Genomic DNA, 21,438 nt, shown 5'->3' with positions numbered 1-21,438 from the left:
GCCGCCCGGCGGCGCGCGCTCGCGCGCCTGTAGGACGCCGATGGCCAACAATCTGATCTATCCCTTCGCGACGGGAGCCGGCGCGAACGTTCCGAACGACGCCGCTTGGGCTGTCTACGCTGCGCTTGCGCAGGGCTTTCAGGCTGGCGTCGCCCCCTCCGCGGGCGTGAACAAGGCGCTGCGTCAGAGCACGGCTGTCGCCTCGGGCTTGGGGCAGTTCGTCGCCGACTACAGCGCGCAGGACTTCTCGGACAGCCTGTCGCCCGGGACGATGGAGACCAACCTCCGGATCGCCATCGCGGCTGCCCAAGCGGGCGCCTATTTCGCGCCGGACACGAGCAGCACACCGAACAGCGTCGTCCTCGCGCTGAACCCGGTGCCGGTCACCCTCAACTCGTTCATCGCGATCTACTTCAAGGTCGCCAATACCAATACCAGCGCTTGCACGCTGACGCTGAACGGATTCCCGTCTCGTTCGCTCCTGCGCCGGGACGGTACGTCGTTGCAGGCCGGCGACCTCGTGGCCGGCCGCTTCGCGCACGTCCTGTACGATGCGTCCCTCGGTGCGTTCCGCATGGTCGGCGCGGTCGCCAGCGATACGCCCGCGCCCAGCGGTGGCACCGGCGACATCGGCCCCGGTCTCACGAACTATCGCGTCCCCACAAACTTCCGGCGCGTCACGAACAACACGCGTTCGGCTTTGTCCGGTCAGGGCGTGAACAACTTCGTCACCGCGATGACGGTGCCAGCGTATTCCAAGATCGGCGCTTCGAACGCGACCAATCTCATGGTCATCGCAGAGATCGGTGGCTACGTCGCGGTCCAGGGCGGCGCTGGCGCAACATTTCAGCAGCTTACGGACGGCAACGGGCACGTCGATCAGAAGTACCTTGCCATGGACATCAACTTGTCCGGCGTCGGCGCGGTCGCGATCAAAGATACATCTGTCTTTTATCTGACCGGCGTGTCGGCGGGTACCGTCAATCTTACTCTTCAGTGGGCGCGCCAGGACACGACATCCTGGACTTCGATCGCCAATCCGGACGGCGTCGACTTCGGCGGTAGCGGATCGCACACGGGCGTCGGCGCGACTTCGACCTTCAACATCATGGAGGTGCCAGTCTAATGGCCACCGAACTCGAAACACCCCAAGCCATCGACGCGATGTACGACGGAGCCGTCTTGCAGGCGCTGTCTGCCGCGCAGAACGGCGGCGCCGCGCGGATCGATACCGTCGCGACTGAGGCGACCCCAAGGGCCGGGTGGATTAGCCACTACGCGATCGACATGGCCGATTATGCGGTCACGCTGGTCAAGACCAAGACCCCGGCGATCATCGCCGCGGCTTCGGCGGCTTGCGATTTCGTCACCGTGCAGGTGATCCCGGACGCAACGCATCAAACATCGTACACGAACGCGGCCACCATCGTCTGGGCCAGCGGCGGCAAGGCGCCGACCACCGACCCGGCCAAGACGATCTTCGCGGCCCAGGGCGCGACGGTCGGCATCACGAACCCGGACACCTTCGCTCAGGTGGTCATCGCGGTGTCGCTGGCTTCGATGCAGCTTGCCACGATCCTCGGGACGTTGAAGGCCGCCACCGATACCGCGAAGTCGGCCTCTGACCTGTCCTCGGCGATCTCGACCTTTGAGGCCGAGCTGGGGAGCTTCGTCTCCGGCCTGAACAGCTCGGGATTGACGGTGACGGTGAAGGCGCCCGATCCGATCGTGATCGCTGGCGTGAACGCGTGATCCAGAAGACTGGAGCCGCGCGATGACCCAGACGCCCGTCAATGTCGGCGCATCGCCGAATGATCGCACCGGCGACGACTTCCGCGATGCCTTCATCAAACTGAACAACAACGATGCGGACCTCGACGGTCGCGTAACGCTACTGTCGCGTCTACTCAGCAACACGAATCCCAGCTACGCCACCGTCACGATCAGCGGCTACACCATCAAGGGTGTCGGGACCGCTGCCGGCCTCGTCGCGGCCGGCAACGACCCGCGCATCGTCGGCGCCCTCCAGGCGGCCAACAACCTCTCAGACGTGGCCAGCCCGAGCACGGCGCGCGCGAGCCTGGGGCTCGGTTCCCTTGCTCTCCAGAACGCGTCCGGCGCGGCGATCACCGGCGGCACGATCGACGGGGCGCAGATCGGCAGCACGACGCCGGCCGCAGTCACAGGAACGACGATCACCGGCACGAGCTTCGTCGGTCCGATTGTGCGCACCGATGTGGCTCAAAATCTGACTCTTACGCAGAAAATCCAGGCAAAACGGAACGTTGGCGTCGGCTGCATTGGCCGCCGATACTACATCGGTCAGCCGGTCACTCTCTCGCAAGCCGATATCGGTGGCCTGATTTACTGCGAGGCGAACGTTGGAACATTGACGGTTCCCCTCGCTGCAAACTTTACGGACGGGGATACGTTCTGGATCTACGCGCGCGGCGTGTTGACCGTGCAGGCGACGGCGGGCGACCCCTACACATTCGGTTTCGCTGACGCCAACCGGGCCAGCTTCGTCATGCAGCCGGGGGACCGGTGCCAGATCATCTTGGGGCAGGACGCCTGGGATGTTCTCTCTTACTCCACGGCACACGGCCAAGCGCTTCTCGCTGATCGCGCCCAGTCGTTCACGGCGGCTCAGAAGGCCCAGCTCCAAGCCAATCTGGGGTCGGCCGCCGTCACAGCCCCTCCTGAAGGCCAATGCCGCCTCATCTATACGAACAGCACGACCCTTACACTGATCCCCTGGAATGGGAATCAGATCTGGATCAACGGTGCATTCCAGGCGATCCCGTCCTCTGGCGTAACCGTTTCGAACTCTGGCCTAAGCGCCGGTACGTTGTACTACATGTACGCGTACTGGACTGGATCGGCGATCAGTCTGATCTTCAACACCAGCGGATACACGACCGACCCTTTGTACGGCATCCGGGTCTTCGGTGCCGGCAGTAGCGATGCCGCCAATCGCCTCTACACATACGTCGGCATGGTCTACACGGATGCCGGTTCCCCCGGCGTCTTCGCAGACGCGCCGGGCAAGCGCTGGGTCTGCTCCTGGTTCAATCCGGTCCGCAAAGCGCTCCTGGGCGTAGCTGGCGGATACAGCACGTCATCGAGTTCGGTCGTCGAGCTGTCCACTGGTGCTCGCGCGAGCTTCCTGACTCACGCCGCGCAGAGCGTCGAGGCCGGCATCTCCGGTCAGGGCGGTGGCGGATCATCTTCGGTCGGCTACGGCATGTTCTGTCGCGTCAGCCTGAACAACGATGATGCTGCGCCCTATGGCTTCGGCGGTCAGGCGGCCTACGGCAACTGTACGATCGCCAGCGCGTACGCATGGGCGGCCCCCGAGGGCCTGAACTTCGTGACGATCCGCGGACAATCACAGGCTTCCGGCACGACCACCACCTTCAACGGTGCGGTCGCCGGCTCGGTGTTGGGATGACAGCCATGGACACCGACCTAGACCTCGGACCGTCGTTCCCGAGCGAGCTGGCCGCTGCCGGTCTTCTCGGCAAGCCGTTCGCATTCGGTCTCGGCTCGACCGGCTACGTTCTGCCCGACCCGTCGATGGCGTCGGCTGATCTCGCGACCCTGAAGAAGGTCATGGCCGCCCATGACCCGAGCAAGCCTGCGCCGGTCATCGCGCCGGACTGCCTCTCGCTCCCGTGGTGGCGCACGGCTCTGAAGCTCTGGATCCCCACGGACTCTTCTGGCGCTCAGGTCGCGCGCTACGCGGATGTCGATGCGGCGATCAAGGTCCTGGAGACCGCCAGTGATGTCCCGACGCAACGTGCCGGCATCCTGGCGCGCGAGCAATTCGAGTACGCGAGCACCGTGTTGCGCGACGACCTGCTGAAGCTCGCGCCGGCCTTCAAGTTCACCCCAGCCGATGTCGACGAGAGCCTCTGGCGCGCCGACCGAGTCCGTCAGGGTGACCTCACAGGTGTTTGGCCGCTCTCGGCCACCTGACGCCGAAACCACTCAAACAATCCGACGACCCCCTCCTACGACTGGAGTTTCAAGTCATGCCTAAGAGCACGACGATCTCGACCAATATCCTGAAGCTGATCTATCAGGCCGTCGGGATCTCTGGCATCGCGGATAACACCGCGACTTCGCCACTGACGAACCTTTACGTCAGTTTGCACACTGCCAACCCGGGCACCGGCGGCGCGCAGACTACGTCCGAGGCCGCGTACCCCGGTTATGCGCGCGTCGCCATTGCGCGCTCGACCAGCGGCTGGACCTCCGGGACCGGTACGGTGAACCCCGCCGCAACGATCAGCTTCCCGGCGTCGACCGGCACCACCTCCGAGACGGAGACATACTTCTCCATTGGCACGGCTCAGACAGGCGCGGGTCTGGTGATCCACCAAGGCACGCTCAACCCGAGCATCGCCATGGCGCAGAACGTGACGCCCCAGCTCTCGACGGCCACGACGATCTCGGAGGCGTAGGCATGGCCGACGCGCAGAACACGGTGATCGTCTCGACCGGCATCGCGGTAACCGCGGCCGCGGACGACGAGCGCGGCCAGCGTGTTGAGGCCGCTATGGTTCAGGCAATCCGGCAGTGTCTCGACGAGGGCATCATCGATCCGGACGTGCAGCGCGAACGCATCCTCGCGGCCCGGGACGCCGTCCTAAACGGCTAATCCGCCCGCCAGCATGGCCGTAGCCCCGTGAGCGGCGGCCTGTCCTCAATGCCGTCGACCATGTCAGCGGTGATGAGGTCGCTGGTCGGATCCTCTTCGCAGCAGGTTCCCGTGACCGTCATCTTCCTCACGACGACGGGGGCCGGGACCTGGACCGCCCCGGCCGACTGCGTCTCTCTCGATTCGGTCGAGGTGCTCGGAGGCGGCGGCGCCGGTGGTGGTGGCGGCGGATCCGGTGGCGCGGGTGGCGCCTATGCCTCGATCGCCAACGTCGCGGTCAGCCCAGGGGCGGGCTACAACTTCAGTGTCGGCGTCGGCGGCACAGGCGGAACCGGCACGGGCGGGACCGGCGGCGACTCTTGGTTTCTCTCGACGACCACGGTGCTCGCCAAGGGCGGCACCGCAGGCAAAACCAGCCAGAAGACCGCGACCGCCGCGCCCGCGTCGACCTCCAGCGTCGGCACCACCGTCTACGCGGGCGGCAACGGTGCGGCGACAGATTCCGGGAGCAACTCCGGCGGCGGCGGTGGTGGCGCAGCGGGTCCGAATGGTGTCGGTGCGGCCGGCGGCGCTCCGTTTCATTCGTCGAGCGTCGACGGCGGCGGTGGCGGCGGTGGTGCCAATGGCGGCGCGGCCGGCGGCGCAGCGACCTCAACGGCCGGCGGCAAGGGCGGCAACGGGCGTAGCGGATCGGGCGGCGGCGCCGGGGCCACGAACACGGTTGCCGCGGGCGCAGGGTCGAACGGCGGCGGTGGTGGTGGTGCCTACTACGGTTCTGGTAGTCCTCGCCTGTCCGCGGCCGGCGGCCTCGATCCGGTCTGGGACAGCACCCACGGCCCGGGCGGCGGCGGCGGCGGTGCGTCATACTTCGGATCTGGAGCCAGCCAAGCGGGCGCGGGCGGTGGCTACGGCGCGGGCGGTGGCGGCGGCGCCTACTTCAGCGGCAAGGCCGGTAACGGCTCTCAGGGCCTCGTCGTCCTCACCTATACCCCTGGCAGCTTCGCCGCGGGGACCTCGACCGTCACCGGCGTCGGTGCGGCCCTCAGGACTGCGAGCGGCGTTGCGTCCAGCTCCAGCGCCGCGACAGGCGCGAGCGGCGCGCTCAAGGTCTCCGCCGGTGTGGCATCCGGCACTAGTCCGGTCACAGGCGCGAGCCTCCGCGCCATTGTCGCGACGGGCACCGCCAGCGGATCTGGCGACGCCTCTGGCGTAGCGCAGGGCGACACGGCCGCGCCAAGCATCGTTTCGGCCGACGGCGCAGCCTCCGGTACCGGCGATGCTGTCGGTGTTGGCGCTACCACCGTCACTGCGATCGGCGCCGCCTCGGGTGCCGGTGCCGCCACCGCATCCGGTGTCGCGCAGGTCGTCGCTATCGGCACGGCCGGCGGGGCTGGTACAGCGGCGGCAAGTGCCGGCTCGATCGCGCGTGCGATCGGCGTTGCGTCCGGAACGGGTGCTGCGTCCGGATCGGCCTCATCTCGGACATCCTCGACCGGCGTTGCCACGGGGATCGCGGGTGCCTCAGGCATCGGTGCCGCCCTCGCGCCTTCGACCGGTGCGGCATCCGGCGCCGGCACCGCCACCGCCACGGGCGCCTCCGTAGCTTCGGCGTCCGGTACGGCCGCAGGTTCGTCGCCCGCCTCGGGCTCGGGCCAGTCCGTCGCGTCCTCGATCGGTACGGCCAGCGGCTCCTCGGCCACCTATGCGACGGCCAGCGGCTCTGGCAGCACGATCGGCGCGGCGTCTGGAAGCAGCTCGGCCAGCGCCGTCGGCAACTCGACGATCACTGCGACGGGCGCCGCATCGGGTTCGGGACAGGCTTCGGCCCCCGGCCTGACGATCGCCCGCGCGACCGGCATTGCGTCCGGCACCAGTTCGACGAGCGCACCCGGTAGCGCCCGCGTCGCTGTTACGGGCGTGGCCTTCGGCGTTGGGACGGCGCAGGCTGTCGCGGCCGCAAACAGCAACATCGTCGGCGCAGCCGGTGGTGTCGGGTCCGCCCTGGCGGCCAGCGCCGCCGCTTCCTTCGCGACCGGCATCGCGGCGGGTGCAGGGGCGGGATTTGCTCCCGCGTCTGCCACAGCGACCGCGACCGGCTCCGCGGCCGGTTCAGGCGACGCCCAGGCTGAAGGTCAGGGCGTATCCGCGGCGACGGGTGTCGCGAGCGGGAGCAGCACGGGCGATGCCCCCTGCCGCGATGGCTCGATCATCCTCAGTGTCACGGTCGGTACGGCCAACGGCACCGCGACGGTCTCGGGCCAAGGCGCCTTCACCATCGAGACGGCGCAGATCGCGCTGGTCGGCGCGGTGTCGCGCCCGATCGCACGCACCGGCTCCTATGCCCCGACGATCGCGGTGAGCGGTATCCCGCCGGTAGCCACCGAGCGGATCGGAACACTCAACGACAACATCAGCGCGACCGGGACCATTGGCGGCAACGTCGCCCGTGTCGGTCGGTACGTTCGGGGATCGGTATGACGAATTTCTGGTCGACCCCGGATACCGGAGGAGAGCCGGCTGCCGTGCAGCTGCCGTGCGGCGACGCGATGACCTGGAGCGTAACGCTACCGGGCGTGAGCCTCCCCGGTTACACCGCGCTTTGGTTGCTCGGGACACCGCCGCAGCCGGCTCTTCTCGGACTGCCCGCTGCCCCCGTCACCGCACCGGCCGTCCTGGTGACGAAGACGCCAGCACTGCTTGTGATCGGCAGCGACACGCAGTTGCGCTTCTCGATCGCCGCGACGGACACGGCATCCATCGCCCCCGGCCTGTTTTGGCAGCAGGCCCAGGTCATCGATCCGCAGGGCAACCCGTACACGGTCGACGAAGGTCCCGTACTCCTGACGCCGAGCCTCGCCGCGATCCGGCTGACGGCCGCCGCCTAATCCCCTCACAATCGAGCTTCCCATGACCGCACCGATCCTGCGGCCGGTGTTCTTCGCGCGCGTGCGCGCGAGCGGACTCCTCGGCACCAGCCTGTCTCAAACCGAGGTCGATGGCCTCGGCGGCATCTTGGACGCTTGGGAGCAACAGGGCTGGCCGGCCGACATCCGGTTCGTCGCCTACACCATGGCGACGGCGTGGCACGAATGCCGGCTCGATCTCGGAATCAGTGAAGTCGGTCGAGGTCGTGGGAAAGCGTACGGCGGCGCCCAGCCCAATGGACAAACCTACTACGGCCGCGGCGCTTCACAGCTAACGTGGTTGGCCAACTACCAGAAATTTAGTCGTCTTCTCGGCGTGGACTTGGTAAAAGATCCGGATCTCGCACTGGTGCCAACCACGAGTGCTGCGATCCTCATCATCGGGTGCCGGGACGGTCTCTTTCGAGCGGGTAGAACGCTCGCGCGATACTTTAACGATCGGAAGGACGACCCGGTCGGTGCACGAGACATCGTCAACGGCGACACGGTCAAAAACGGCGCACGGATCGCCGCATACCACCGGGTCTTCCTGGCCTGCCTGGAGGCCGCGTTGCTGCCCGCGGGCTCGCCCGTGCCGGTCGGACCGGTCACCACGACGCCGCTGCCCCCGCCGGCCATCACCGCGAAGCCCGGCTTCGGCGCTCGGCTCGTCGGCCTCCTGATGAAGCCCTGGCTCGGCTGACCCTCCCCCTCAAGCAAGGAACCCTGCCATGGACCTGAAGAGCACCGAAGCCCGCGCCACGACGATCGCCGGCAACGCCGCCAAGTCGGCGCTCCGTTACGCCTGGACCTGGACCGCCGTCCATCCGCGCACCGCCTGCCTGATCACGCTCGGCCTGACCGCTGCGGCGTTCGTGGGCGGTCTCCTCGTCGGCGCGCGGTAACGGGCCATGACGACGCTCCCGCCCGTCACCCTGGCGACGCCCGCCCCCCGGTCGACGGTGACCGTGCAGGTCCACCGGAGCTGGAAGGCCCGCGGTCTGATCGCCGCGAACGCGATTTTCTCATTCCTGCTGGCCCTGCTCGGCTACCTCGGCACGATCAACCTCGCCAACTTTGGGCTGACCGCCGACCGGGCCTTGTTCTGGGCCTCGGTCATCGGCCTCGCCCAGTTCATCCTTCTGCAGATCCGGCCTTTCCGCGGCTTCGACGCCCACGTCCGGCCGGGCGAGGATGAGGGGCACCGCGAATGCTGATGACCCTGCTCGGGACGATCTTCGGCCACATCGGCTCGGGGCTCGTCAGCGCGTTCGGCAACAGCGTGCTCGCGCCGATCCTGAACACGGTTCAAAACGGCCAGAACGCGAATCGTGACGTTGCGGTCAGCACGCTCTCTGCCGAGGTCGCGGCGAACAATGCCCGGACGATCATCGCGCCGAGCTTCAAGGGCCTCATCTACCTCACGGCGATTCCGGCCATTATTCACTGGGCTGCGATCATCGCGGACAGCCTGCCGTATCTGCCGACCTTCGGCGCCTACTGGCTGCCGGCGGGCCTCGCCGAGCACTCGGTTGGCTCCTGGCGCGTGGGCGCCCTCCCCCCGGCCTACCAGACGATTGAGGGCACAATCCTCGTCGCGTTCTTCGTCTCCAGCCCCCTGACCACACTTGCAAAGGCCGGCGCGGCGGCCCTGATCAAGCGTTGACGCCATGTCGCCTCCCCCTCCGAACGCGCGCCGCACGGCCGAAGCGAAAGACACGGTCCGGATGACGCTGAAAGCCGATGACGGTGCCGACGCGACCATCCTGAGCAACGTCAACCTGCTCAACTACCGCGTCGAGTCGCTTGAAAAGAAGCTCGATCAGTTCCTCGTCAAGATCGAGAGCAACTACACAACCAAGTCCGAGCTGAAAGAGGTCCGGGACGATCTCGAAAAGCTCTCCGCTCACCTCAGCTGGATCGTGAAGATCATCATCGGCGCCGTTGTCGTGGCCCTTCTGGGCGTCGTGATCGTCAAGGGGGGAGTGCCGCACTGATGAAGCCAGACACTGCCGAGGTCTCCGAGGCGGCGGTTCGGCGTGCGGTCGAGGTTGCGCAACTTCCGGAACTGGATCGCACGGACGCGATCTACGCGCGCGCCTTCGAACTGGCACAGGGACCGTCCCGGCGCCCCGCCCGCGGGCAATTCGTCCTCAACATTCTCTACTACGGCCTGCTCCTCACCGCGTTCGCTTGGGTCTTCTCGATGACCATCGACCGCGACCTGCCCGTTCATCAGATCTCACGCGAGATCGTGAATCCGAACCGTCAGGTCCGGGTCGGCGACCGGCTGGCCATCAAGGGTGTGCGGGATCGCGTCCGTCAGTGCGAACTGACGCGCCGGTACTGGCTGGTCGACGGCAGTGGGCGGCGGCTCGATTACGAGGTTGAGCATTTCGACGCGTACGGTCAACTTGGCCGCGAGAACGAGATCGTTGGGCCGACAATCCCGCTCGACGCGACGCCCGGTCGTGGACGCGTTTTCGTTAGCTTGGCTTACGACTGCAATGCCCTTCAGCGAGCCTTGGGTTGGTCGATCACCACGGTTCTGCCGCCGCTCGAATTCGAGATCCTGCCGAGGGCGACCCCGTAATGCGGTGCGCCGCCGACGCCCAGGATCTTGTGTTGATCTACGCGATGCTCGCGTTCGCGGTCGGCCTGATCGTCGGGCGGTTCATCCCGCGCGACCCACCGCATCGTTAGGAGGAGAGCGGGCCCCGGCCAGTCCAAAATTTGGACTAGGGACCCGGTCGATGCCTTACTCGACCCGATCCTCAACACACCTCAAATGCAAAATTCGTCAAGTCAGTCCTTATCCCACATGTCTCGGCGGCCTTAACGCTATTTTTCGCGGGAACCTGATTTTTTGCGCACCTACCATTGACGAGCCAGCGCGCCGCTGCCAGCTTTTGCCTCGACGCAAGCCTTCGGCCTCGACCGAGACATGCCGGAGGAACGAAAACCATGATGAAATTGAGCCGTACCGACGTCGTTCGCGTCCGAAACCGGGCCTACCGCCACGGCTTCGTAGCGCGGAAGGGTCGCGAACGCCGAGTTCATCCCCGCCACCACGGCGGGATCCAGATCAGCGATGCGAAGACCGGGCTCATCCTGGCCGGTGACGGCTACACCCTCGGGACGGATGAGGCGGACAAGGCGATCGATGACCTGCTCGACCGGGGATACGGGCACAGCGTGAAGTGAGTTGAAGGAGAGCGATGATGGCGCGGGCGAAGAAGCGGTTTGATGTGGGCGGAAGCGGGCTGACGGAAGACAACGAGCGTGAGCTGGACACCCTCGCGGCGGCCATTAAAGAGCACGACCAGAATAGCGATTTGGCTTGGTATCGCATTGGCAAATGTATGCTCGATGCGGAACGCATCATTGGCAACGCTCTCCCCGGCTGGGTGCGCTCGAAGACGAGCGTGAGCAAGAGTTGCGCCTACAACTACATGAATGCGGCTCGGATTCTGCAGGGGCGTGTGTTTCACGAGGCTGATCTCCACAATAAGAAGACGCTGATCTATCGCCTCGCGGAAGAGGGCACCCCGCAGTGCGTCCGAGATGAGTGGATTCCGCGCATCTTGCGTGGCATCCCGGTGAAGAAGGCCGAAATCGAACACGACCGTCGCGAGGCGCGTGCAGCGGAAGGGTTTGCGGATGAGCCCGCGACCGTGCGAGCGCGCCGGCCGTCGAAGGCCGAGGCCGATCTCCAGTCGCGAGCCGACGAGTTGGAGAAGGAGAACACCGGTCTTAAGCGACAGCTGGACGAAGCCCGCGACCGCGAATGGCGGACCGACGCGGGTCCCGCCCCGACGCCCGATTTTGCCACCCTTATCGACGAGCTTCGCGCCGAGATTGCTGATCTGAAGAACAAGCTCACCGCGCGGGACACCATCCTCGGTCAGACCACCTCGGCGGAACGCCAGACCGTCAATGACGAGGGCACCGTTGTCCCCGAGCCGCAGGAGGCGAGCGACCCCACCGAGCAGGCGCATGAGCACGATGATGCCGCCGGGCCGGAGGACATCACCGCGGCGGCGACCCCCGATCCTGCCGAGGCCGAACTCGCGCGCATCGAAGATGCGAAGGACAAGAACTGGAAGGATGTGCTCGGTTTCGGTTTTGGCCGCATACAGATCCTGGATCCGATTGCGCGGCAGCCGCAGATTCGAGAGGAGTACCACCGCCTCGTCAAGATTTGCCACCCGGCTGGGGCTCTGACGGCGGAGCATCAGCCGCGCCGCGAGGATGCCTTGAAGGCGCTGAACTGTGCGCGGGATACTGGACTTGCTGAAGCCCGGGAGATGGCTGGTGGGCGTCGGGCCGCCTGATGCCCCGCACCGGCATCCTCGCCGTCGCCGCGACGCTTCACCACGACTGGCTCGTGGCTGACGCGGCTCGGCGGGGCCTGCCCTACACAGTGATCTCGCGGCACGCGCCGAGCACCGTTGCCGCCTGGATCGCCGACAACGTCACCGGCGGCCGGCGCCTGCTGACGCACCCGCGCACGGGCCAGACGACCTACTGCTTCAGCAGCCACGTCGATGCCGTGGCCTTCAAAATGCGATTCGGGTGAACGCGGGCGACCCCGATGACTATGGCAGGCAGCACCGCGCCGCCGAGTACCGCCGGCTCGGGTGCAAGTTCCTGATCTGCCCGACCCGCCGCTTTCGGCACGACGACGCCGTCGAGTGGCTCATCGCAAACGTGGCCGGCGGCTGGCGATCGTACCGGTGCGGCAGCATCGTCGAGTACGCGTTCGGCGATGCCGACGAGGCGTTTCTCTTCAAGATGAGATGGGCTTGATTCCAGCGACATCGGCGGCCGGCCTCACGCATTTCGTTGCGATCAAGATCGCCCTCTCGATCCCAGCGATGGTCTGGTGCGACGAGCACTTTGCGCCGAACCATTGGATCATCGCCGGTTACGTCGGCGACGGCACGGACGAGCTGTCCGTCTGGGCCTTCGCTGATCCGCACGAAGCCTTCGCCTTCAAGCTCCAGTTCGGCTGACCAAGGAGCCTCTCATGACCAAGATGCAGGCCGCGATGAACGCTGCCGCCGTCCTGGCGCGCCAGCGAACCATGCCGCAGTTCCTCACGTTCTTCCGGCACGGCGGTCTGGTGCACATCGTCGATCAGCGCGTCGGGGCCCCCGATGACGCCATCACCTGGGTCTCCGAGAATGTCGCCGGGCGCTACGGCTACACTCCGACCGACATCGTGTGGCTCGGCGCGCCGATCTGGGCGTTCGAGGATCCCTACGAAGCCCTCGCGTTCAAGATGCGGTGGGGCTGAGGATGCCGACGCACGACCTCCTCGACGTACTCGTACCCCACCGGGTCAGCGTCTGCCTGCGCTGGCAGCTGGCCGCTTACCTTTGGTGCTGCGAACACGCCCATGGTCCGTACGTGATCGTCGAGGGCGGCGTGACCGACACCGCGACCTGGATCCAGCTGCGCGACGACGCTGAGGTCGTCTTCGGTTTCTCGGACCAGAATGACGCGTTCGCGTTCAAGATGCGGTGGGGCTGATGGATCCCCGGCCCTTCCCGCACACGCTGACCCTCGTCGTCCACCACACCCTCTCGGAGGGCGCGCTTACCCGCCGGGGCTACGCGCACCTCGTGAAGGCACCGAATGTGGACCGAGCGGCGGTCGCCGAATGGCTCGCCGACAATCTGACCGGCCGGCACATGCACGCCGAACCGTTCTGGGGCTTCACCGACCCGAACGATGCCCTGTCCTTCAAGATGAGATTCGGATGATGCGTGACGACCACTTCACCAACGAGCCCGTGGACGCGGGGCTCTGGCCTCATGCCGCAGAGATGAACCCGCGGTACCTTCGGCTGTCGCCGCAAGACGACGACGTTCCGGCGACGGAGGTGACGGACTGGCTACGGGAGCATGCCGATTTAGACGGCTGGCGACTGTACCGACGCGGCGAATGGGGCTCGGGGTCCGGCCTGCATAGCCTCTCGATCGTCTACCACCGTGAAGTCCATTTTGCGGATCCCGATACGGCCTTGGCCTTCAAACTGCGATTCGGCTGATGCGCTGCCGCCCGCGCCGGTTCGCGATCTACGAGGAGGATCTGGCCTTCCCATGGCGCTGGTCCCACCGCGTCCGGCCCCGGGCTGAATGCGCCACGCGGGGTCCCATGCCGACGCAGGCCGATGTGCTGGTCCCAGAGATCGTCGTCTGGCTCCGCGAGAACGCGACCACGCGCGATGGCTGGCGCTTCGTCATCGTCCCGATCACGACGTGGGTGCAGCACTTCCGGAGCGACGCTCTCGGCTACCCACGGGCCGTCACCGTTAAAACCGAGGATATCGCCTTCGAGGTCTGGTTCGCCCGGCCCAACGACGCCTTGGCGTTCCGAATGCGGTGGGGGTGAACCCTGGCCCCGCCATGCTCTTGTAGCAGGGAACGATCGCAACCACGTAGCGCCGATCGGAGGTTGGCATGGCTCAGCGCAATACCGTCCATAGCATCACGGTGCGAGTTCCGGCAGATACGGTCGACCTTGGCAATGGGTTCTTCCTGCCCGCGGGCGACTATCCATGTGTCGCGACCGTCATGCATATTCCCATGCGAGGGCGGGAAGAAACTCATTTGAGCCGGGCCATGATCAACTTGACAGAGGAATTTCTTGTCGGCGTCGTCGGGATGCCCCCAGCGAGCGGCGATCTGCTTTCTGTCGAGTTCGACGTGGCAAGGTACCTCGTGAATGGCTCGGTCAAGGAGGTCTGACGTGTCAGTCAGCGGTCGTCGCTCTCACTGATGTAGTCCGCCCAGATCGGCGACTTGAGCGTGCCCACGAACGCCGCATGCTGCGCCCGCTCGGCATCAGTAAGCCGGGACTTGAAGACGCGCGGCGCCGCCGAGCGGGCGGCCTCTTCCGCGACGTGAGCCGGCGTCGCGGCGACCGGTCCGAGGTCGAACCCCGTCTGCTTCCCACCGAGCAGCTCAACGTAGACCTCGGCCAGGATCTGCGCGTCGAGCAGCGCCCCGTGCTTGGTCCTCCGGCTCCGGTCGATCCCGTAGCGGGTGCACAGCGCGTCGAGGTTGTTGGCCGCGCCCGCGTGCTTGCGCCGGGCGAGCAGGAGCGTGTCGACCACGTCGTCCAGCACGATCGGCGCCGGCTGTGGCGCGGGCAGCCGCGCGTACTCAGCGTTCAGGAAGCCCACGTCGAAGGGCGCGTTGTGGATCACCAGCGTCGCGCCATCGATGAAGGCGAGCAGGTCGGCGGCGATCTCGGCGAACAGCGGCTTGTCGGCGAGGAAGCTGTCCGACAGCCCGTGCACCGCCAGGGCGTCCGGGTGCACCGCCCGCTGCGGATTGCAGTAGCGGTGGAAGGTCCGCCCGGTCTGGGTGTGGTTGATCAGCTCGACGCAGCCGACCTCGATGATCCGCTCGACCTTCGGGTCGGTGGAGGTGGTCTCGGTGTCAAGGACGATTTCGCGCATGCGACCGACCTTACGGAACGACGCGACGGGCCTCAATCGGCCGCGACAGCTGGGTAAGGCGTTACGCTTGTCCGAACGGCTTCCGCCCCCGGCTCAGATCGATGCTCACTTTAAGCGTGCCTATCGATCCCGGTGCGCTGGGCACTTGGATGACCGCTTGAATGTGGCCGGCGTACGACTGCGTGGTGGTAGACCCAGGCGCGACGGGCGCACGGATTTCCACCTCCTCGCCAGCCGCGGGGGGCACGCCGAAGTGGTAGCGTCCCACGTGGCGCGGACCGCTGTCCTCTTCGAGGTACACCTCAGCCCAGACGCCGGGCGGATACGAGGGAGAGGACATCGACATGCGCGCAACCTTCCTCCGCAGCGAACCAGCGGCCATGCCCATATAGGGCGCCCGCGGGACTCTGGGGATAACCGCGCCGAATCACACGATATGGCTTGTTCCCGCCCCTCGGGATCTCATCGACAGGCCGCGCTCGCTGTACCACTCGCCTGTCACTAACGACCCGAAAACACCCGCTAAGTCATTGAAAAATAAGGCTGGTGCGGGTAGAGGGAATCGAACCCCCACGCCTTGCGGCTGGCGATTTTGAGTCGCCCGCGTCTACCAATTCCGCCATACCCGCGTGCCAGCGCTCTTCGCATAGGTCGGCGGCTCCGGCCAAGTGTTGTTTTGCGTCGATCGGCGATCTGGCCAAGGCGGGGCGCCTATGCTCAAAGGGCGGCCGATCTCATAATCCGGGACCTTGAATGCTCCGCCGGCTCTATGCGTGGATCCTGGCCCTCAGTGACCGGCCATCCGCGCCCTACGCGCTCGGTGCTGTGGCCTTCGCCGAAAGCTCCTTCTTTCCGGTTCCACCGGACGTGATGCTCGTCCCGATGGCGGTCGCCCGGCCGGACCGGGTCTGGTTCTACGCCACGATCACGACGGTCGCCTCGGTCCTCGGCGGTCTGGTCGGCTACGCCATCGGAGCCCTGCTGTTCGACTCCGTCGGTGAGTGGCTCATCCGCCTCTACGGCTTGCAGAACTCGGCCGCCACCTTCCAGGACTCCTACGCGCGCTACGGCCACTGGGTGATCCTGCTGAAGGGGCTCACGCCGATCCCCTACAAGCTCGTGACGATCACGTCGGGTTTCGCGCATTACAGCCTGTTCTGGTTCACGATCCTGTCGATCGTGACCCGCGGCGCCCGCTTCTTCATTCTCGCCGGACTGCTCGGCCGCTACGGTGTCCAGATCCGCGGCGTGCTCGACCGGCACCTGAACGCGGTCGCGGCGATCTCCGTCGCCGTCATCGTCCTCGGCTTCCTGCTCTTCAAGGTGATCCTGTAGCGATGAACACGGCGGCTGCCCTGCGCCTCAAGACCGCTGGCCTCTGGCTCGCGATCGCCTCCGCCCTCACCGTCGGGGCCGCGCTCGTCCTCCAGTACGGATACGGCTACGCGCCGTGCAAGCTCTGCCTGACCGAGCGGCTGCCCTACTACGCCGCCGTGCCGCTGGGTCTGCTGGCCCTGTTCCTGCCGGAGCGCTTGGCGCGGATCGCCCTCGGGCTCGCGGCCCTCGGCCTGCTCTACGGGGCCGGGATCGGGGTCTACCACGCCGGCGCGGAATGGAGATTCTGGCCGGGACCTGCCGATTGCGGCGGCGGCAACGGCGCCAATCCGGGCCAGGTCGGCGACTTCCTCAACAGCCTGCAGACCACGAAGGTGGTCGACTGCTCGGTGGCCGCGCTCCGGGTGCTGGGCGTGTCGCTCGCCGGCTGGAGCGCCGCGATCTCGGCCGTGCTGGCCTCCTTCGCGGGGACCGCCGCGCTGCGTCCCTGACGCGCGCGGACCGGCGAGGCCGGTCAGTTCCGGTCGTCGGGCAGGACCGGAATCGCCGCCACCTCGATGCCCTCGTCGATCAGGGCTCGCGCCACCGCGGGGCTCGCCTCACCGTAGATCGAACGCCCTTCCGCCTCGCCGTAGTGGATCTTGCGCGCCTCCTCGGGGAAGCGCGCCCCGACATGCTCGGCATTCGCCACGACGTGCTCCCGGAGCGCGCGCAGCATCGCCCGCACCTGACGTTCCGGCTCGGCGATCATGGTCACCGGCGCGTCCGCCTTCGGGATCGGCGGCGGCGCGCGCTCCCGATCCGTGCGGGCGACGCTCGGCACCATCAGGGCCTTGCTGACCTTGGCGCTGTCGCAGACCGGGCACGTCACGAGGCCGCGCGTGACCTGCGTGTCGTAGGAATCGGAGGATTGGAACCAGCTCTCGAAGCCGTGCCCGGCATCGCAGACCAGACTGTACCGGATCATTCTGTTGCTTGCTGTGGTGACTACTGCGCGGCCCGAGTCCGCGGACCGACGCGCTCGACGGTGAAGGGCCGGCCGTGCTGCAGCGAGGGGATGCGGGCCCGGGCCTCCGCGACCTGCGCGAGGTCGATCTCCGCCAGGATGATCCCCGGCTCGTCCCCTCCGGCATCGGCCAGGACCCGGCCCCAGGGATCGACGATCAGCGAGTGGCCGTAGGTCTCGCGCCCGTCCTCGTGCCGACCGCCCTGCGCCGCCGAGATCACGAAGGCGCCGGTCTCGATGGCCCGAGCCCGCTGCAGGACGTGCCAGTGGGCCTCGCCGGTCTGCCGGGTGAAGCAGGCGGGGGCCGTCAGCACGTCAGCGCCCGCCTCGGCGAGGGCGCGGTACAGCGCGGGGAAGCGGATGTCGTAGCAGATCGTCAGGCCGAGCGTGGCCCACGGCGTCTCGGCGAGCACCGCGCAGGCCCCCCCGGAATAGGTCGCGGATTCCCGCCAGCGCTCGCCGCTCGGGAGGTCGACGTCGAAGAGATGCAGCTTGTCGTAGGAGGCCAGGATCTCCCCGTCGGTGCCGATCAGGTAGGCGCGGTTGGCGATCTTGTCGCCGGCCCTGACCGCGATCGAGCCGATCTGGACGACCGTTCCGGTCTGACGCGCGGCCTCGCGGAGCGCCGCCAGGGTCGGGTCCTGCTCCTCGGTGGTGACGTGGGCGAACAGACGCTCGCGGCTCCGCTCCACCAGGGACGTCATCTCGGGAGTCTGCACGTAGGCCGCGCCCCGCGCCGACGCCTCGCGCACGCCCGCCACGGCCGCGTCGCGATTGGCGGCAGGGTCGCGCCCCGACCGCATCTGCACGCAGGCAGCCGTGAAGCGGGGCTCAGGCATCGGCCGTGTCCTTGAGCAGCGGGTCGAGCTTGCCGGCGCGATCGAGGGCGTACAGGTCGTCGCAGCCGCCGACATGCGTGGCGCCCACGAAGATCTGGGGAACGCTGGTGCGGCCGCCGGCGCGCTCGACCATGGTGGACCGGGCGCCCTGCACGCGCTCGACGTCGATCTCCTGGAAGGCGACGCCCTTCTCCTTCAGCAGGCTCTTGGCCGCCGAGCAGTAAGGACACCAAGCCGTGGTGTAGATTGTGACCGGCTGCATCGCGATCGTCGTCCCGCGCGTGAACTCGGGACATATAGGAGCGCGGGGCGCGCCTTGCCTATGCCCGTGTGGTCACAGGGCAACGCGCGCGCGCCGTCGACGAAGCACCGGCAGGATCAGGCGGCCAGGAGCTTCTCGACCTCGTTGACGAGGTCGCGGAGGTGGAAGGGCTTCGACAGGACCTTGGCGTCCTTCGGGGCCTTCGAATCCGGGTTGAGGGCGACCGCCGCGAAGCCGGTGATGAACATCACCTTGATGTCGGGATCGAGCTCGGTGGCGCGGCGGGCCAGCTCGATGCCGTCCATCTCGGGCATCACGATGTCGGTCAGCAGCAGCTCGAACGGCTCCTCGCGCAGCCGGTTGTAGGCGGAGAGGCCGTTGTCGAAGGACAGGACATCGTAGCCCGCGTTCTGCAGCGCCTTGGCCAGAAACCGGCGCATGTCGTTGTCGTCTTCCGCCAGCAGGATTTTCATCGGCCGGATCCGAGCCTTCGAGTCGAGAAGTTGATCCCATAAAGGGAGGCGATGGTAAACAAGGTGTTAGGATGGAGCGCGCAGCCGCCGCCGCGTGTCTCCCGGGCGACTGCGTCGGCCGCCGGTGCGGAGTGGACAGGCGATCGATCGCACACCACAGTGAGCGCCTGCCGTCCTCGTTCAACCGCCGGGGTGTCCACCAGCCGATGACTGCAACCGAACCGGTACAGCCAGACGCCTTCGGATTTGCCCCGGCCTTCGTGGTCGACGAGCCCGCGGCGCACACCCTGCCTTTCGTCTTCAATACCGGTCATTCCGGGGCCGTCTACCCCCCCGACTTCATCGCGGCCTCGCGGCTCGACGCGCTGACCCTGCGCCGCTCCGAGGATGCCCACGTCGACCGCCTGTTCGGATCGGTCGTCGGACTGGGCGCGCCGCTCCTGCGGGCCAACTTCCCCCGCGCCTTCCTCGACGTGAACCGGGAGCCCTACGAACTCGACCCGCGCATGTTCGAGGGGCGCCTGCCGCCCTTCGCCAACACCCGGTCGATGCGCGTCGCGGGCGGTCTCGGGACCGTGCCCCGGGTCGTCGCCGACGGCCAGGAGATCTACGCCCGGCGCCTGCCGGTCGCCGAGGCGACCGCCCGGATCGAGAGCCTGTACAAGCCGTATCATCGCGCGCTGCGCGGACTGGTCCAGCGCACGGCGCGCACCCACGGCCACTGCATGCTCGTCGATTGCCACTCGATGCCGTCCTCGAGCCTCGGCCGCGATCCGGACATGAAAGCCGACGTGGTGCTGGGCGACCGCTACGGCACGGCGTGCGCACCCGTCCTGATCGACGGATTCGAGGCCGCGTTCCGGGCCCGGGGTTTCCGCGTGGTCCGCAACAAGCCCTACGCCGGCGGCTTCATCACGGAGCATTACGGCGAGCCGAACCTCGACCGCCACGCGCTCCAGATCGAGCTGAACCGGGGTCTCTACATGAACGAGGCCAGCCTCGCGATGACGGCGGGCTTCCCGGCACTGGTCGAGGCGCTGCGCGGCGTCGTCGCCGATGTCGCCAAGGACCTCGACGATCTCGTCCCCCGCCGGATGGCCGCGGAATAGGGGCGCTGTCCCGACCGTTCACGAAGAAGAGCGGCGGTATACCGGAAAGAAAAAAGGCCACTCCCGAAGGAGCGGCCCGAAGTCTAGGGAGGAAACGCCCAAGAAGGGCAGCGAGACCGCGACGCCATCGCGATCTCGCAACGCACAAACTAAAGTGCGCCGCACAAGAAGCAAGCGCAATTCGCCCGCCGCGGCCGCTCTGCGCGCATACCTGAAGCGCGTTCTCTGGCCGCCGCGCGTCGCCGCGTGCAGGCGTAGCTCGGACGAGAGCGAGAACCGATGCGGTCACACGTGTCGCCTAGCGGGGCGCGGTGATCGGATCCGCGCCCGCAGCGCCGTTCAGCCCTGGCTCTTGAGCAGCTTCTCGATCTCGGCCCGCAGGGGTCCTGCGAGATCGTTCCGCTCAAGGGCGTAGGCGAGATTCGCCGTGAGGAAGCCGAGCTTCGAGCCGGTATCGTAGGTCCGGCCCTCGTAGCGCATGCCGTAGAACGCCTGCTTCTCCATCAGGTCGATCATGGCGTCCGTGAGCTGGATCTCGCCGCCCGCGCCCTTCTTGCCGTGCTCGAGGATCCCGAAGATCTCGGGCTGGAGGATGTAGCGCCCGGAGATGATGAAGTTCGACGGCGCCGTGCCCTGCTTGGGCTTCTCGACCATCCCGGTGATCTGGAAGGACTGGCCGTAGGTCTCGCCCACGCTGACGATGCCGTACTGGTGCGTCTCCTCGGGCGCCACCTCCTCGACGGCGATGATGTTGCCGCCGTGGCGATCGTAGGCGGCCAGCATCTGCTGCATACAGCCGCGGCTCAGCATGTCGGGGAGCAGCACCGCGAAGGGCTCGTCGCCGACGATCTCGCGGGCGCACCACACCGCGTGGCCGAGGCCGAGTGGCGCCTGCTGGCGGGTAAAGCTGGTCTGGCCGGCCTTCGGCAGGTCCTTCTTCAGCTCTTCATAGGCGGCCGTCTTCCCGCGCTCCTGAAGGGTGTGGTCGAGCTCGAACGCGATGTCGAAATGGTCCTCGATCACCGCTTTGCCGCGGCCGGTGACGAAGATGAAGTGCTCGATCCCGGCCGCGCGCGCCTCGTCGACGACGTGCTGCACCACTGGCCGGTCGACGACCGTGAGCATCTCCTTCGGGACCGCCTTCGTGGCGGGCAGGAAGCGCGTGCCGAGGCCCGCGACGGGGAGGACGGCCTTGCGGATCGGTTTCATCGAGCGGTAACCCCGGAACTGGATGGAACGACGTGGTCAGCTGTGCGGTCAGTGAGATAGCTTAACGCGAGCCGTCGCAAGCATGTACATCGTTAGTATGAGGCGGCGGGGCGTAAATTTCCCGTCTGCAAAGGCGTAAGCAGTTGCCGGGATGGCGGCAGTGAGGGC

At 67.1% G+C, this 21,438-nt stretch carries 34 protein-coding genes and 1 tRNA gene; 28 read left to right on the top strand and 7 right to left on the bottom strand.

The genetic code is table 11. The features are described from left to right. The first annotated feature begins 40 nt into the window (after positions 1-40). From ABIC30_RS02945 to ABIC30_RS02825, 25 genes are all read left to right on the top strand, one after another. A complete protein-coding gene (locus ABIC30_RS02945; RefSeq protein WP_354453929.1) occupies positions 41-1,126 on the top strand; it encodes a hypothetical protein in 1,086 nt (361 codons plus the stop codon). Further along, the gene (locus ABIC30_RS02940; RefSeq protein ID WP_354453927.1) at positions 1,126-1,752 is read left to right on the top strand and encodes a hypothetical protein; all 627 of its coding nucleotides are present in this window, start codon (positions 1,126-1,128) and stop codon (positions 1,750-1,752) included. Before ABIC30_RS02945 ends, ABIC30_RS02940 begins: the two co-directional genes overlap by 1 nt. A 22-nt stretch (positions 1,753-1,774) precedes the next feature. Next, positions 1,775-3,451, top strand: coding sequence for a hypothetical protein (locus ABIC30_RS02935; RefSeq protein WP_354453925.1), 1,677 nt, complete (start codon positions 1,775-1,777; stop codon positions 3,449-3,451). Between the two features lie 5 nt (positions 3,452-3,456). After that, positions 3,457-3,978, top strand: a complete 522-nt coding sequence (locus ABIC30_RS02930; protein ID WP_354453923.1) for a hypothetical protein — start codon at positions 3,457-3,459, stop codon at positions 3,976-3,978. A gap of 56 nt (positions 3,979-4,034) precedes the next feature. Next, positions 4,035-4,466, top strand: coding sequence for a phage tail fiber protein (locus tag ABIC30_RS02925; protein ID WP_354453921.1), 432 nt, complete (start codon positions 4,035-4,037; stop codon positions 4,464-4,466). Between the two features lie 2 nt (positions 4,467-4,468). Then, positions 4,469-4,663: a hypothetical protein gene (locus tag ABIC30_RS02920; protein ID WP_354453919.1), complete on the top strand. Its 195-nt coding sequence runs from the start codon at positions 4,469-4,471 to the stop codon at positions 4,661-4,663. Positions 4,664-4,774: 111 nt separating this feature from the next. Further along, a complete protein-coding gene (locus ABIC30_RS02915) occupies positions 4,775-7,141 on the top strand; it encodes a beta strand repeat-containing protein (protein ID WP_354453917.1) in 2,367 nt (788 codons plus the stop codon). After that, positions 7,138-7,548 carry a hypothetical protein gene (locus ABIC30_RS02910; RefSeq protein ID WP_354453915.1) on the top strand — a complete coding sequence of 137 codons (411 nt, stop codon included), beginning with the start codon at positions 7,138-7,140 and terminating at the stop codon, positions 7,546-7,548. The genes ABIC30_RS02915 and ABIC30_RS02910 overlap by 4 nt, the downstream gene beginning before the upstream one ends. A gap of 22 nt (positions 7,549-7,570) precedes the next feature. Then, entirely contained in the window at positions 7,571-8,269 is a 699-nt protein-coding gene (locus ABIC30_RS02905) for a glycoside hydrolase family 19 protein (RefSeq protein WP_354453913.1), read from the top strand. 28 nt (positions 8,270-8,297) lie between these two features. Beyond that, complete coding sequence (locus tag ABIC30_RS02900; protein WP_354453912.1) at positions 8,298-8,471, top strand: hypothetical protein; 174 nt, start codon at positions 8,298-8,300, stop codon at positions 8,469-8,471. A 6-nt stretch (positions 8,472-8,477) separates the two neighbouring features. Next, positions 8,478-8,783, top strand: a complete 306-nt coding sequence (locus ABIC30_RS02895; RefSeq protein WP_354453910.1) for a hypothetical protein — start codon at positions 8,478-8,480, stop codon at positions 8,781-8,783. Beyond that, positions 8,777-9,232 carry a hypothetical protein gene (locus tag ABIC30_RS02890; RefSeq protein WP_354453908.1) on the top strand — a complete coding sequence of 152 codons (456 nt, stop codon included), beginning with the start codon at positions 8,777-8,779 and terminating at the stop codon, positions 9,230-9,232. The genes ABIC30_RS02895 and ABIC30_RS02890 overlap by 7 nt, the downstream gene beginning before the upstream one ends. Positions 9,233-9,293: 61 nt before the next feature. Then, positions 9,294-9,563, top strand: coding sequence for a hypothetical protein (locus tag ABIC30_RS02885; RefSeq protein ID WP_354453906.1), 270 nt, complete (start codon positions 9,294-9,296; stop codon positions 9,561-9,563). Next, a complete protein-coding gene (locus ABIC30_RS02880; protein ID WP_354453904.1) occupies positions 9,563-10,159 on the top strand; it encodes a hypothetical protein in 597 nt (198 codons plus the stop codon). The genes ABIC30_RS02885 and ABIC30_RS02880 overlap by 1 nt, the downstream gene beginning before the upstream one ends. Before the next feature lie 371 nt (positions 10,160-10,530). Then, positions 10,531-10,770: a hypothetical protein gene (locus ABIC30_RS02875; RefSeq protein ID WP_354453902.1), complete on the top strand. Its 240-nt coding sequence runs from the start codon at positions 10,531-10,533 to the stop codon at positions 10,768-10,770. 14 nt (positions 10,771-10,784) lie between these two features. Then, a complete protein-coding gene (locus tag ABIC30_RS02870) occupies positions 10,785-11,900 on the top strand; it encodes a hypothetical protein (protein WP_354453900.1) in 1,116 nt (371 codons plus the stop codon). Further along, on the top strand, positions 11,900-12,145 hold the full coding sequence (locus tag ABIC30_RS02865; protein WP_354453898.1) for a hypothetical protein: 246 nt from the start codon (positions 11,900-11,902) through the stop codon (positions 12,143-12,145). Before ABIC30_RS02870 ends, ABIC30_RS02865 begins: the two co-directional genes overlap by 1 nt. After that, positions 12,142-12,375, top strand: coding sequence for a hypothetical protein (locus tag ABIC30_RS02860; protein WP_354453896.1), 234 nt, complete (start codon positions 12,142-12,144; stop codon positions 12,373-12,375). The genes ABIC30_RS02865 and ABIC30_RS02860 overlap by 4 nt, the downstream gene beginning before the upstream one ends. After that, positions 12,372-12,581: a hypothetical protein gene (locus ABIC30_RS02855; RefSeq protein ID WP_354453894.1), complete on the top strand. Its 210-nt coding sequence runs from the start codon at positions 12,372-12,374 to the stop codon at positions 12,579-12,581. The genes ABIC30_RS02860 and ABIC30_RS02855 overlap by 4 nt, the downstream gene beginning before the upstream one ends. Positions 12,582-12,595: 14 nt before the next feature. After that, positions 12,596-12,865 carry a hypothetical protein gene (locus tag ABIC30_RS02850; RefSeq protein ID WP_354453892.1) on the top strand — a complete coding sequence of 90 codons (270 nt, stop codon included), beginning with the start codon at positions 12,596-12,598 and terminating at the stop codon, positions 12,863-12,865. Positions 12,866-12,867: 2 nt separating this feature from the next. Next, a complete protein-coding gene (locus ABIC30_RS02845) occupies positions 12,868-13,101 on the top strand; it encodes a hypothetical protein (RefSeq protein ID WP_354453890.1) in 234 nt (77 codons plus the stop codon). Then, complete coding sequence (locus ABIC30_RS02840) at positions 13,101-13,334, top strand: hypothetical protein (protein WP_354453889.1); 234 nt, start codon at positions 13,101-13,103, stop codon at positions 13,332-13,334. The genes ABIC30_RS02845 and ABIC30_RS02840 overlap by 1 nt, the downstream gene beginning before the upstream one ends. After that, on the top strand, positions 13,331-13,621 hold the full coding sequence (locus ABIC30_RS02835; protein ID WP_354453887.1) for a hypothetical protein: 291 nt from the start codon (positions 13,331-13,333) through the stop codon (positions 13,619-13,621). The genes ABIC30_RS02840 and ABIC30_RS02835 overlap by 4 nt, the downstream gene beginning before the upstream one ends. 107 nt (positions 13,622-13,728) lie before the next feature. After that, the gene (locus ABIC30_RS02830; RefSeq protein ID WP_354453885.1) at positions 13,729-13,965 is read left to right on the top strand and encodes a hypothetical protein; all 237 of its coding nucleotides are present in this window, start codon (positions 13,729-13,731) and stop codon (positions 13,963-13,965) included. 68 nt (positions 13,966-14,033) lie between these two features. Then, a complete protein-coding gene (locus tag ABIC30_RS02825) occupies positions 14,034-14,321 on the top strand; it encodes a hypothetical protein (protein WP_354453883.1) in 288 nt (95 codons plus the stop codon). A gap of 8 nt (positions 14,322-14,329) precedes the next feature. On the opposite strand, the gene dnaQ is transcribed toward ABIC30_RS02825, so the two are convergent. After that, positions 14,330-15,037 carry a DNA polymerase III subunit epsilon gene (gene dnaQ / locus ABIC30_RS02820; RefSeq protein WP_354453881.1) on the bottom strand — a complete coding sequence of 236 codons (708 nt, stop codon included), beginning with the start codon at positions 15,035-15,037 and terminating at the stop codon, positions 14,330-14,332. A 544-nt stretch (positions 15,038-15,581) separates the two neighbouring features. Further along, positions 15,582-15,666: transfer RNA gene (locus ABIC30_RS02815), tRNA-Leu, on the bottom strand. Positions 15,667-15,790: 124 nt separating this feature from the next. Between ABIC30_RS02815 and ABIC30_RS02810 the strand changes: the two genes are divergently transcribed. Next, a complete protein-coding gene (locus tag ABIC30_RS02810; RefSeq protein WP_056522002.1) occupies positions 15,791-16,372 on the top strand; it encodes a YqaA family protein in 582 nt (193 codons plus the stop codon). Positions 16,373-16,374: 2 nt separating this feature from the next. Next, a complete protein-coding gene (locus ABIC30_RS02805) occupies positions 16,375-16,863 on the top strand; it encodes a disulfide bond formation protein B (protein WP_354453879.1) in 489 nt (162 codons plus the stop codon). Between the two features lie 23 nt (positions 16,864-16,886). Here ABIC30_RS02805 and ABIC30_RS02800 read toward each other — a convergent pair whose 3' ends face one another. The 4 genes from ABIC30_RS02800 to cpdR form a co-directional block, all read right to left on the bottom strand. Continuing rightward, a complete protein-coding gene (locus tag ABIC30_RS02800; protein ID WP_354453877.1) occupies positions 16,887-17,339 on the bottom strand; it encodes a DUF1178 family protein in 453 nt (150 codons plus the stop codon). A gap of 20 nt (positions 17,340-17,359) precedes the next feature. Beyond that, positions 17,360-18,217: a carbon-nitrogen hydrolase family protein gene (locus tag ABIC30_RS02795; RefSeq protein ID WP_354453875.1), complete on the bottom strand. Its 858-nt coding sequence runs from the start codon at positions 18,215-18,217 to the stop codon at positions 17,360-17,362. Continuing rightward, positions 18,210-18,479 (bottom strand): glutaredoxin 3, encoded by a 270-nt coding sequence (gene grxC, locus ABIC30_RS02790; RefSeq protein ID WP_020091422.1) that lies wholly within the window; start codon positions 18,477-18,479, stop codon positions 18,210-18,212. The genes ABIC30_RS02795 and grxC overlap by 8 nt, the downstream gene beginning before the upstream one ends. A 116-nt stretch (positions 18,480-18,595) precedes the next feature. Beyond that, on the bottom strand, positions 18,596-18,952 hold the full coding sequence (cpdR, locus tag ABIC30_RS02785) for a cell cycle two-component system response regulator CpdR (RefSeq protein WP_003603128.1): 357 nt from the start codon (positions 18,950-18,952) through the stop codon (positions 18,596-18,598). A 206-nt stretch (positions 18,953-19,158) separates the two neighbouring features. Here cpdR and ABIC30_RS02780 point away from each other — a divergent pair, with 206 nt between their 5' ends. Further along, positions 19,159-20,061, top strand: a complete 903-nt coding sequence (locus ABIC30_RS02780; RefSeq protein WP_026604666.1) for an N-formylglutamate amidohydrolase — start codon at positions 19,159-19,161, stop codon at positions 20,059-20,061. Between the two features lie 339 nt (positions 20,062-20,400). Here the strand turns inward: ABIC30_RS02780 and galU are convergent, their stop codons facing one another. Then, positions 20,401-21,270, bottom strand: a complete 870-nt coding sequence (galU, locus tag ABIC30_RS02775; RefSeq protein WP_020091420.1) for a UTP--glucose-1-phosphate uridylyltransferase GalU — start codon at positions 21,268-21,270, stop codon at positions 20,401-20,403. Between the last annotated feature and the right edge of the window lie 168 nt (positions 21,271-21,438).

This window comes from Methylobacterium sp. 1030 (assembly GCF_040544715.1).
GTDB lineage: Bacteria > Pseudomonadota > Alphaproteobacteria > Rhizobiales > Beijerinckiaceae > Methylobacterium.
This window is presented reverse-complemented; position numbering and strand designations above follow the sequence as displayed.

Coding starts and splice junctions, on each gene's coding strand:
- ABIC30_RS02945 (WP_354453929.1), top strand. CDS start 41: ATGGCCAACAATCTGATCTATCCCTTCGCGACGGGAGCCGGCGCGAAC.
- ABIC30_RS02940 (WP_354453927.1), top strand. CDS start 1,126: ATGGCCACCGAACTCGAAACACCCCAAGCCATCGACGCGATGTACGAC.
- ABIC30_RS02935 (WP_354453925.1), top strand. CDS start 1,775: ATGACCCAGACGCCCGTCAATGTCGGCGCATCGCCGAATGATCGCACC.
- ABIC30_RS02930 (WP_354453923.1), top strand. CDS start 3,457: ATGGACACCGACCTAGACCTCGGACCGTCGTTCCCGAGCGAGCTGGCC.
- ABIC30_RS02925 (WP_354453921.1), top strand. CDS start 4,035: ATGCCTAAGAGCACGACGATCTCGACCAATATCCTGAAGCTGATCTAT.
- ABIC30_RS02920 (WP_354453919.1), top strand. CDS start 4,469: ATGGCCGACGCGCAGAACACGGTGATCGTCTCGACCGGCATCGCGGTA.
- ABIC30_RS02910 (WP_354453915.1), top strand. CDS start 7,138: ATGACGAATTTCTGGTCGACCCCGGATACCGGAGGAGAGCCGGCTGCC.
- ABIC30_RS02905 (WP_354453913.1), top strand. CDS start 7,571: ATGACCGCACCGATCCTGCGGCCGGTGTTCTTCGCGCGCGTGCGCGCG.
- ABIC30_RS02900 (WP_354453912.1), top strand. CDS start 8,298: ATGGACCTGAAGAGCACCGAAGCCCGCGCCACGACGATCGCCGGCAAC.
- ABIC30_RS02895 (WP_354453910.1), top strand. CDS start 8,478: ATGACGACGCTCCCGCCCGTCACCCTGGCGACGCCCGCCCCCCGGTCG.
- ABIC30_RS02890 (WP_354453908.1), top strand. CDS start 8,777: ATGCTGATGACCCTGCTCGGGACGATCTTCGGCCACATCGGCTCGGGG.
- ABIC30_RS02885 (WP_354453906.1), top strand. CDS start 9,294: ATGACGCTGAAAGCCGATGACGGTGCCGACGCGACCATCCTGAGCAAC.
- ABIC30_RS02880 (WP_354453904.1), top strand. CDS start 9,563: ATGAAGCCAGACACTGCCGAGGTCTCCGAGGCGGCGGTTCGGCGTGCG.
- ABIC30_RS02875 (WP_354453902.1), top strand. CDS start 10,531: ATGATGAAATTGAGCCGTACCGACGTCGTTCGCGTCCGAAACCGGGCC.
- ABIC30_RS02870 (WP_354453900.1), top strand. CDS start 10,785: ATGATGGCGCGGGCGAAGAAGCGGTTTGATGTGGGCGGAAGCGGGCTG.
- ABIC30_RS02865 (WP_354453898.1), top strand. CDS start 11,900: ATGCCCCGCACCGGCATCCTCGCCGTCGCCGCGACGCTTCACCACGAC.
- ABIC30_RS02850 (WP_354453892.1), top strand. CDS start 12,596: ATGACCAAGATGCAGGCCGCGATGAACGCTGCCGCCGTCCTGGCGCGC.
- ABIC30_RS02845 (WP_354453890.1), top strand. CDS start 12,868: ATGCCGACGCACGACCTCCTCGACGTACTCGTACCCCACCGGGTCAGC.
- ABIC30_RS02840 (WP_354453889.1), top strand. CDS start 13,101: ATGGATCCCCGGCCCTTCCCGCACACGCTGACCCTCGTCGTCCACCAC.
- ABIC30_RS02835 (WP_354453887.1), top strand. CDS start 13,331: ATGATGCGTGACGACCACTTCACCAACGAGCCCGTGGACGCGGGGCTC.
- ABIC30_RS02830 (WP_354453885.1), top strand. CDS start 13,729: ATGCCGACGCAGGCCGATGTGCTGGTCCCAGAGATCGTCGTCTGGCTC.
- ABIC30_RS02825 (WP_354453883.1), top strand. CDS start 14,034: ATGGCTCAGCGCAATACCGTCCATAGCATCACGGTGCGAGTTCCGGCA.
- dnaQ (WP_354453881.1), bottom strand. CDS start 15,037: ATGCGCGAAATCGTCCTTGACACCGAGACCACCTCCACCGACCCGAAG.
- ABIC30_RS02810 (WP_056522002.1), top strand. CDS start 15,791: ATGCTCCGCCGGCTCTATGCGTGGATCCTGGCCCTCAGTGACCGGCCA.
- ABIC30_RS02805 (WP_354453879.1), top strand. CDS start 16,375: ATGAACACGGCGGCTGCCCTGCGCCTCAAGACCGCTGGCCTCTGGCTC.
- ABIC30_RS02800 (WP_354453877.1), bottom strand. CDS start 17,339: ATGATCCGGTACAGTCTGGTCTGCGATGCCGGGCACGGCTTCGAGAGC.
- ABIC30_RS02795 (WP_354453875.1), bottom strand. CDS start 18,217: ATGCCTGAGCCCCGCTTCACGGCTGCCTGCGTGCAGATGCGGTCGGGG.
- grxC (WP_020091422.1), bottom strand. CDS start 18,479: ATGCAGCCGGTCACAATCTACACCACGGCTTGGTGTCCTTACTGCTCG.
- cpdR (WP_003603128.1), bottom strand. CDS start 18,952: ATGAAAATCCTGCTGGCGGAAGACGACAACGACATGCGCCGGTTTCTG.
- ABIC30_RS02780 (WP_026604666.1), top strand. CDS start 19,159: ATGACTGCAACCGAACCGGTACAGCCAGACGCCTTCGGATTTGCCCCG.
- galU (WP_020091420.1), bottom strand. CDS start 21,270: ATGAAACCGATCCGCAAGGCCGTCCTCCCCGTCGCGGGCCTCGGCACG.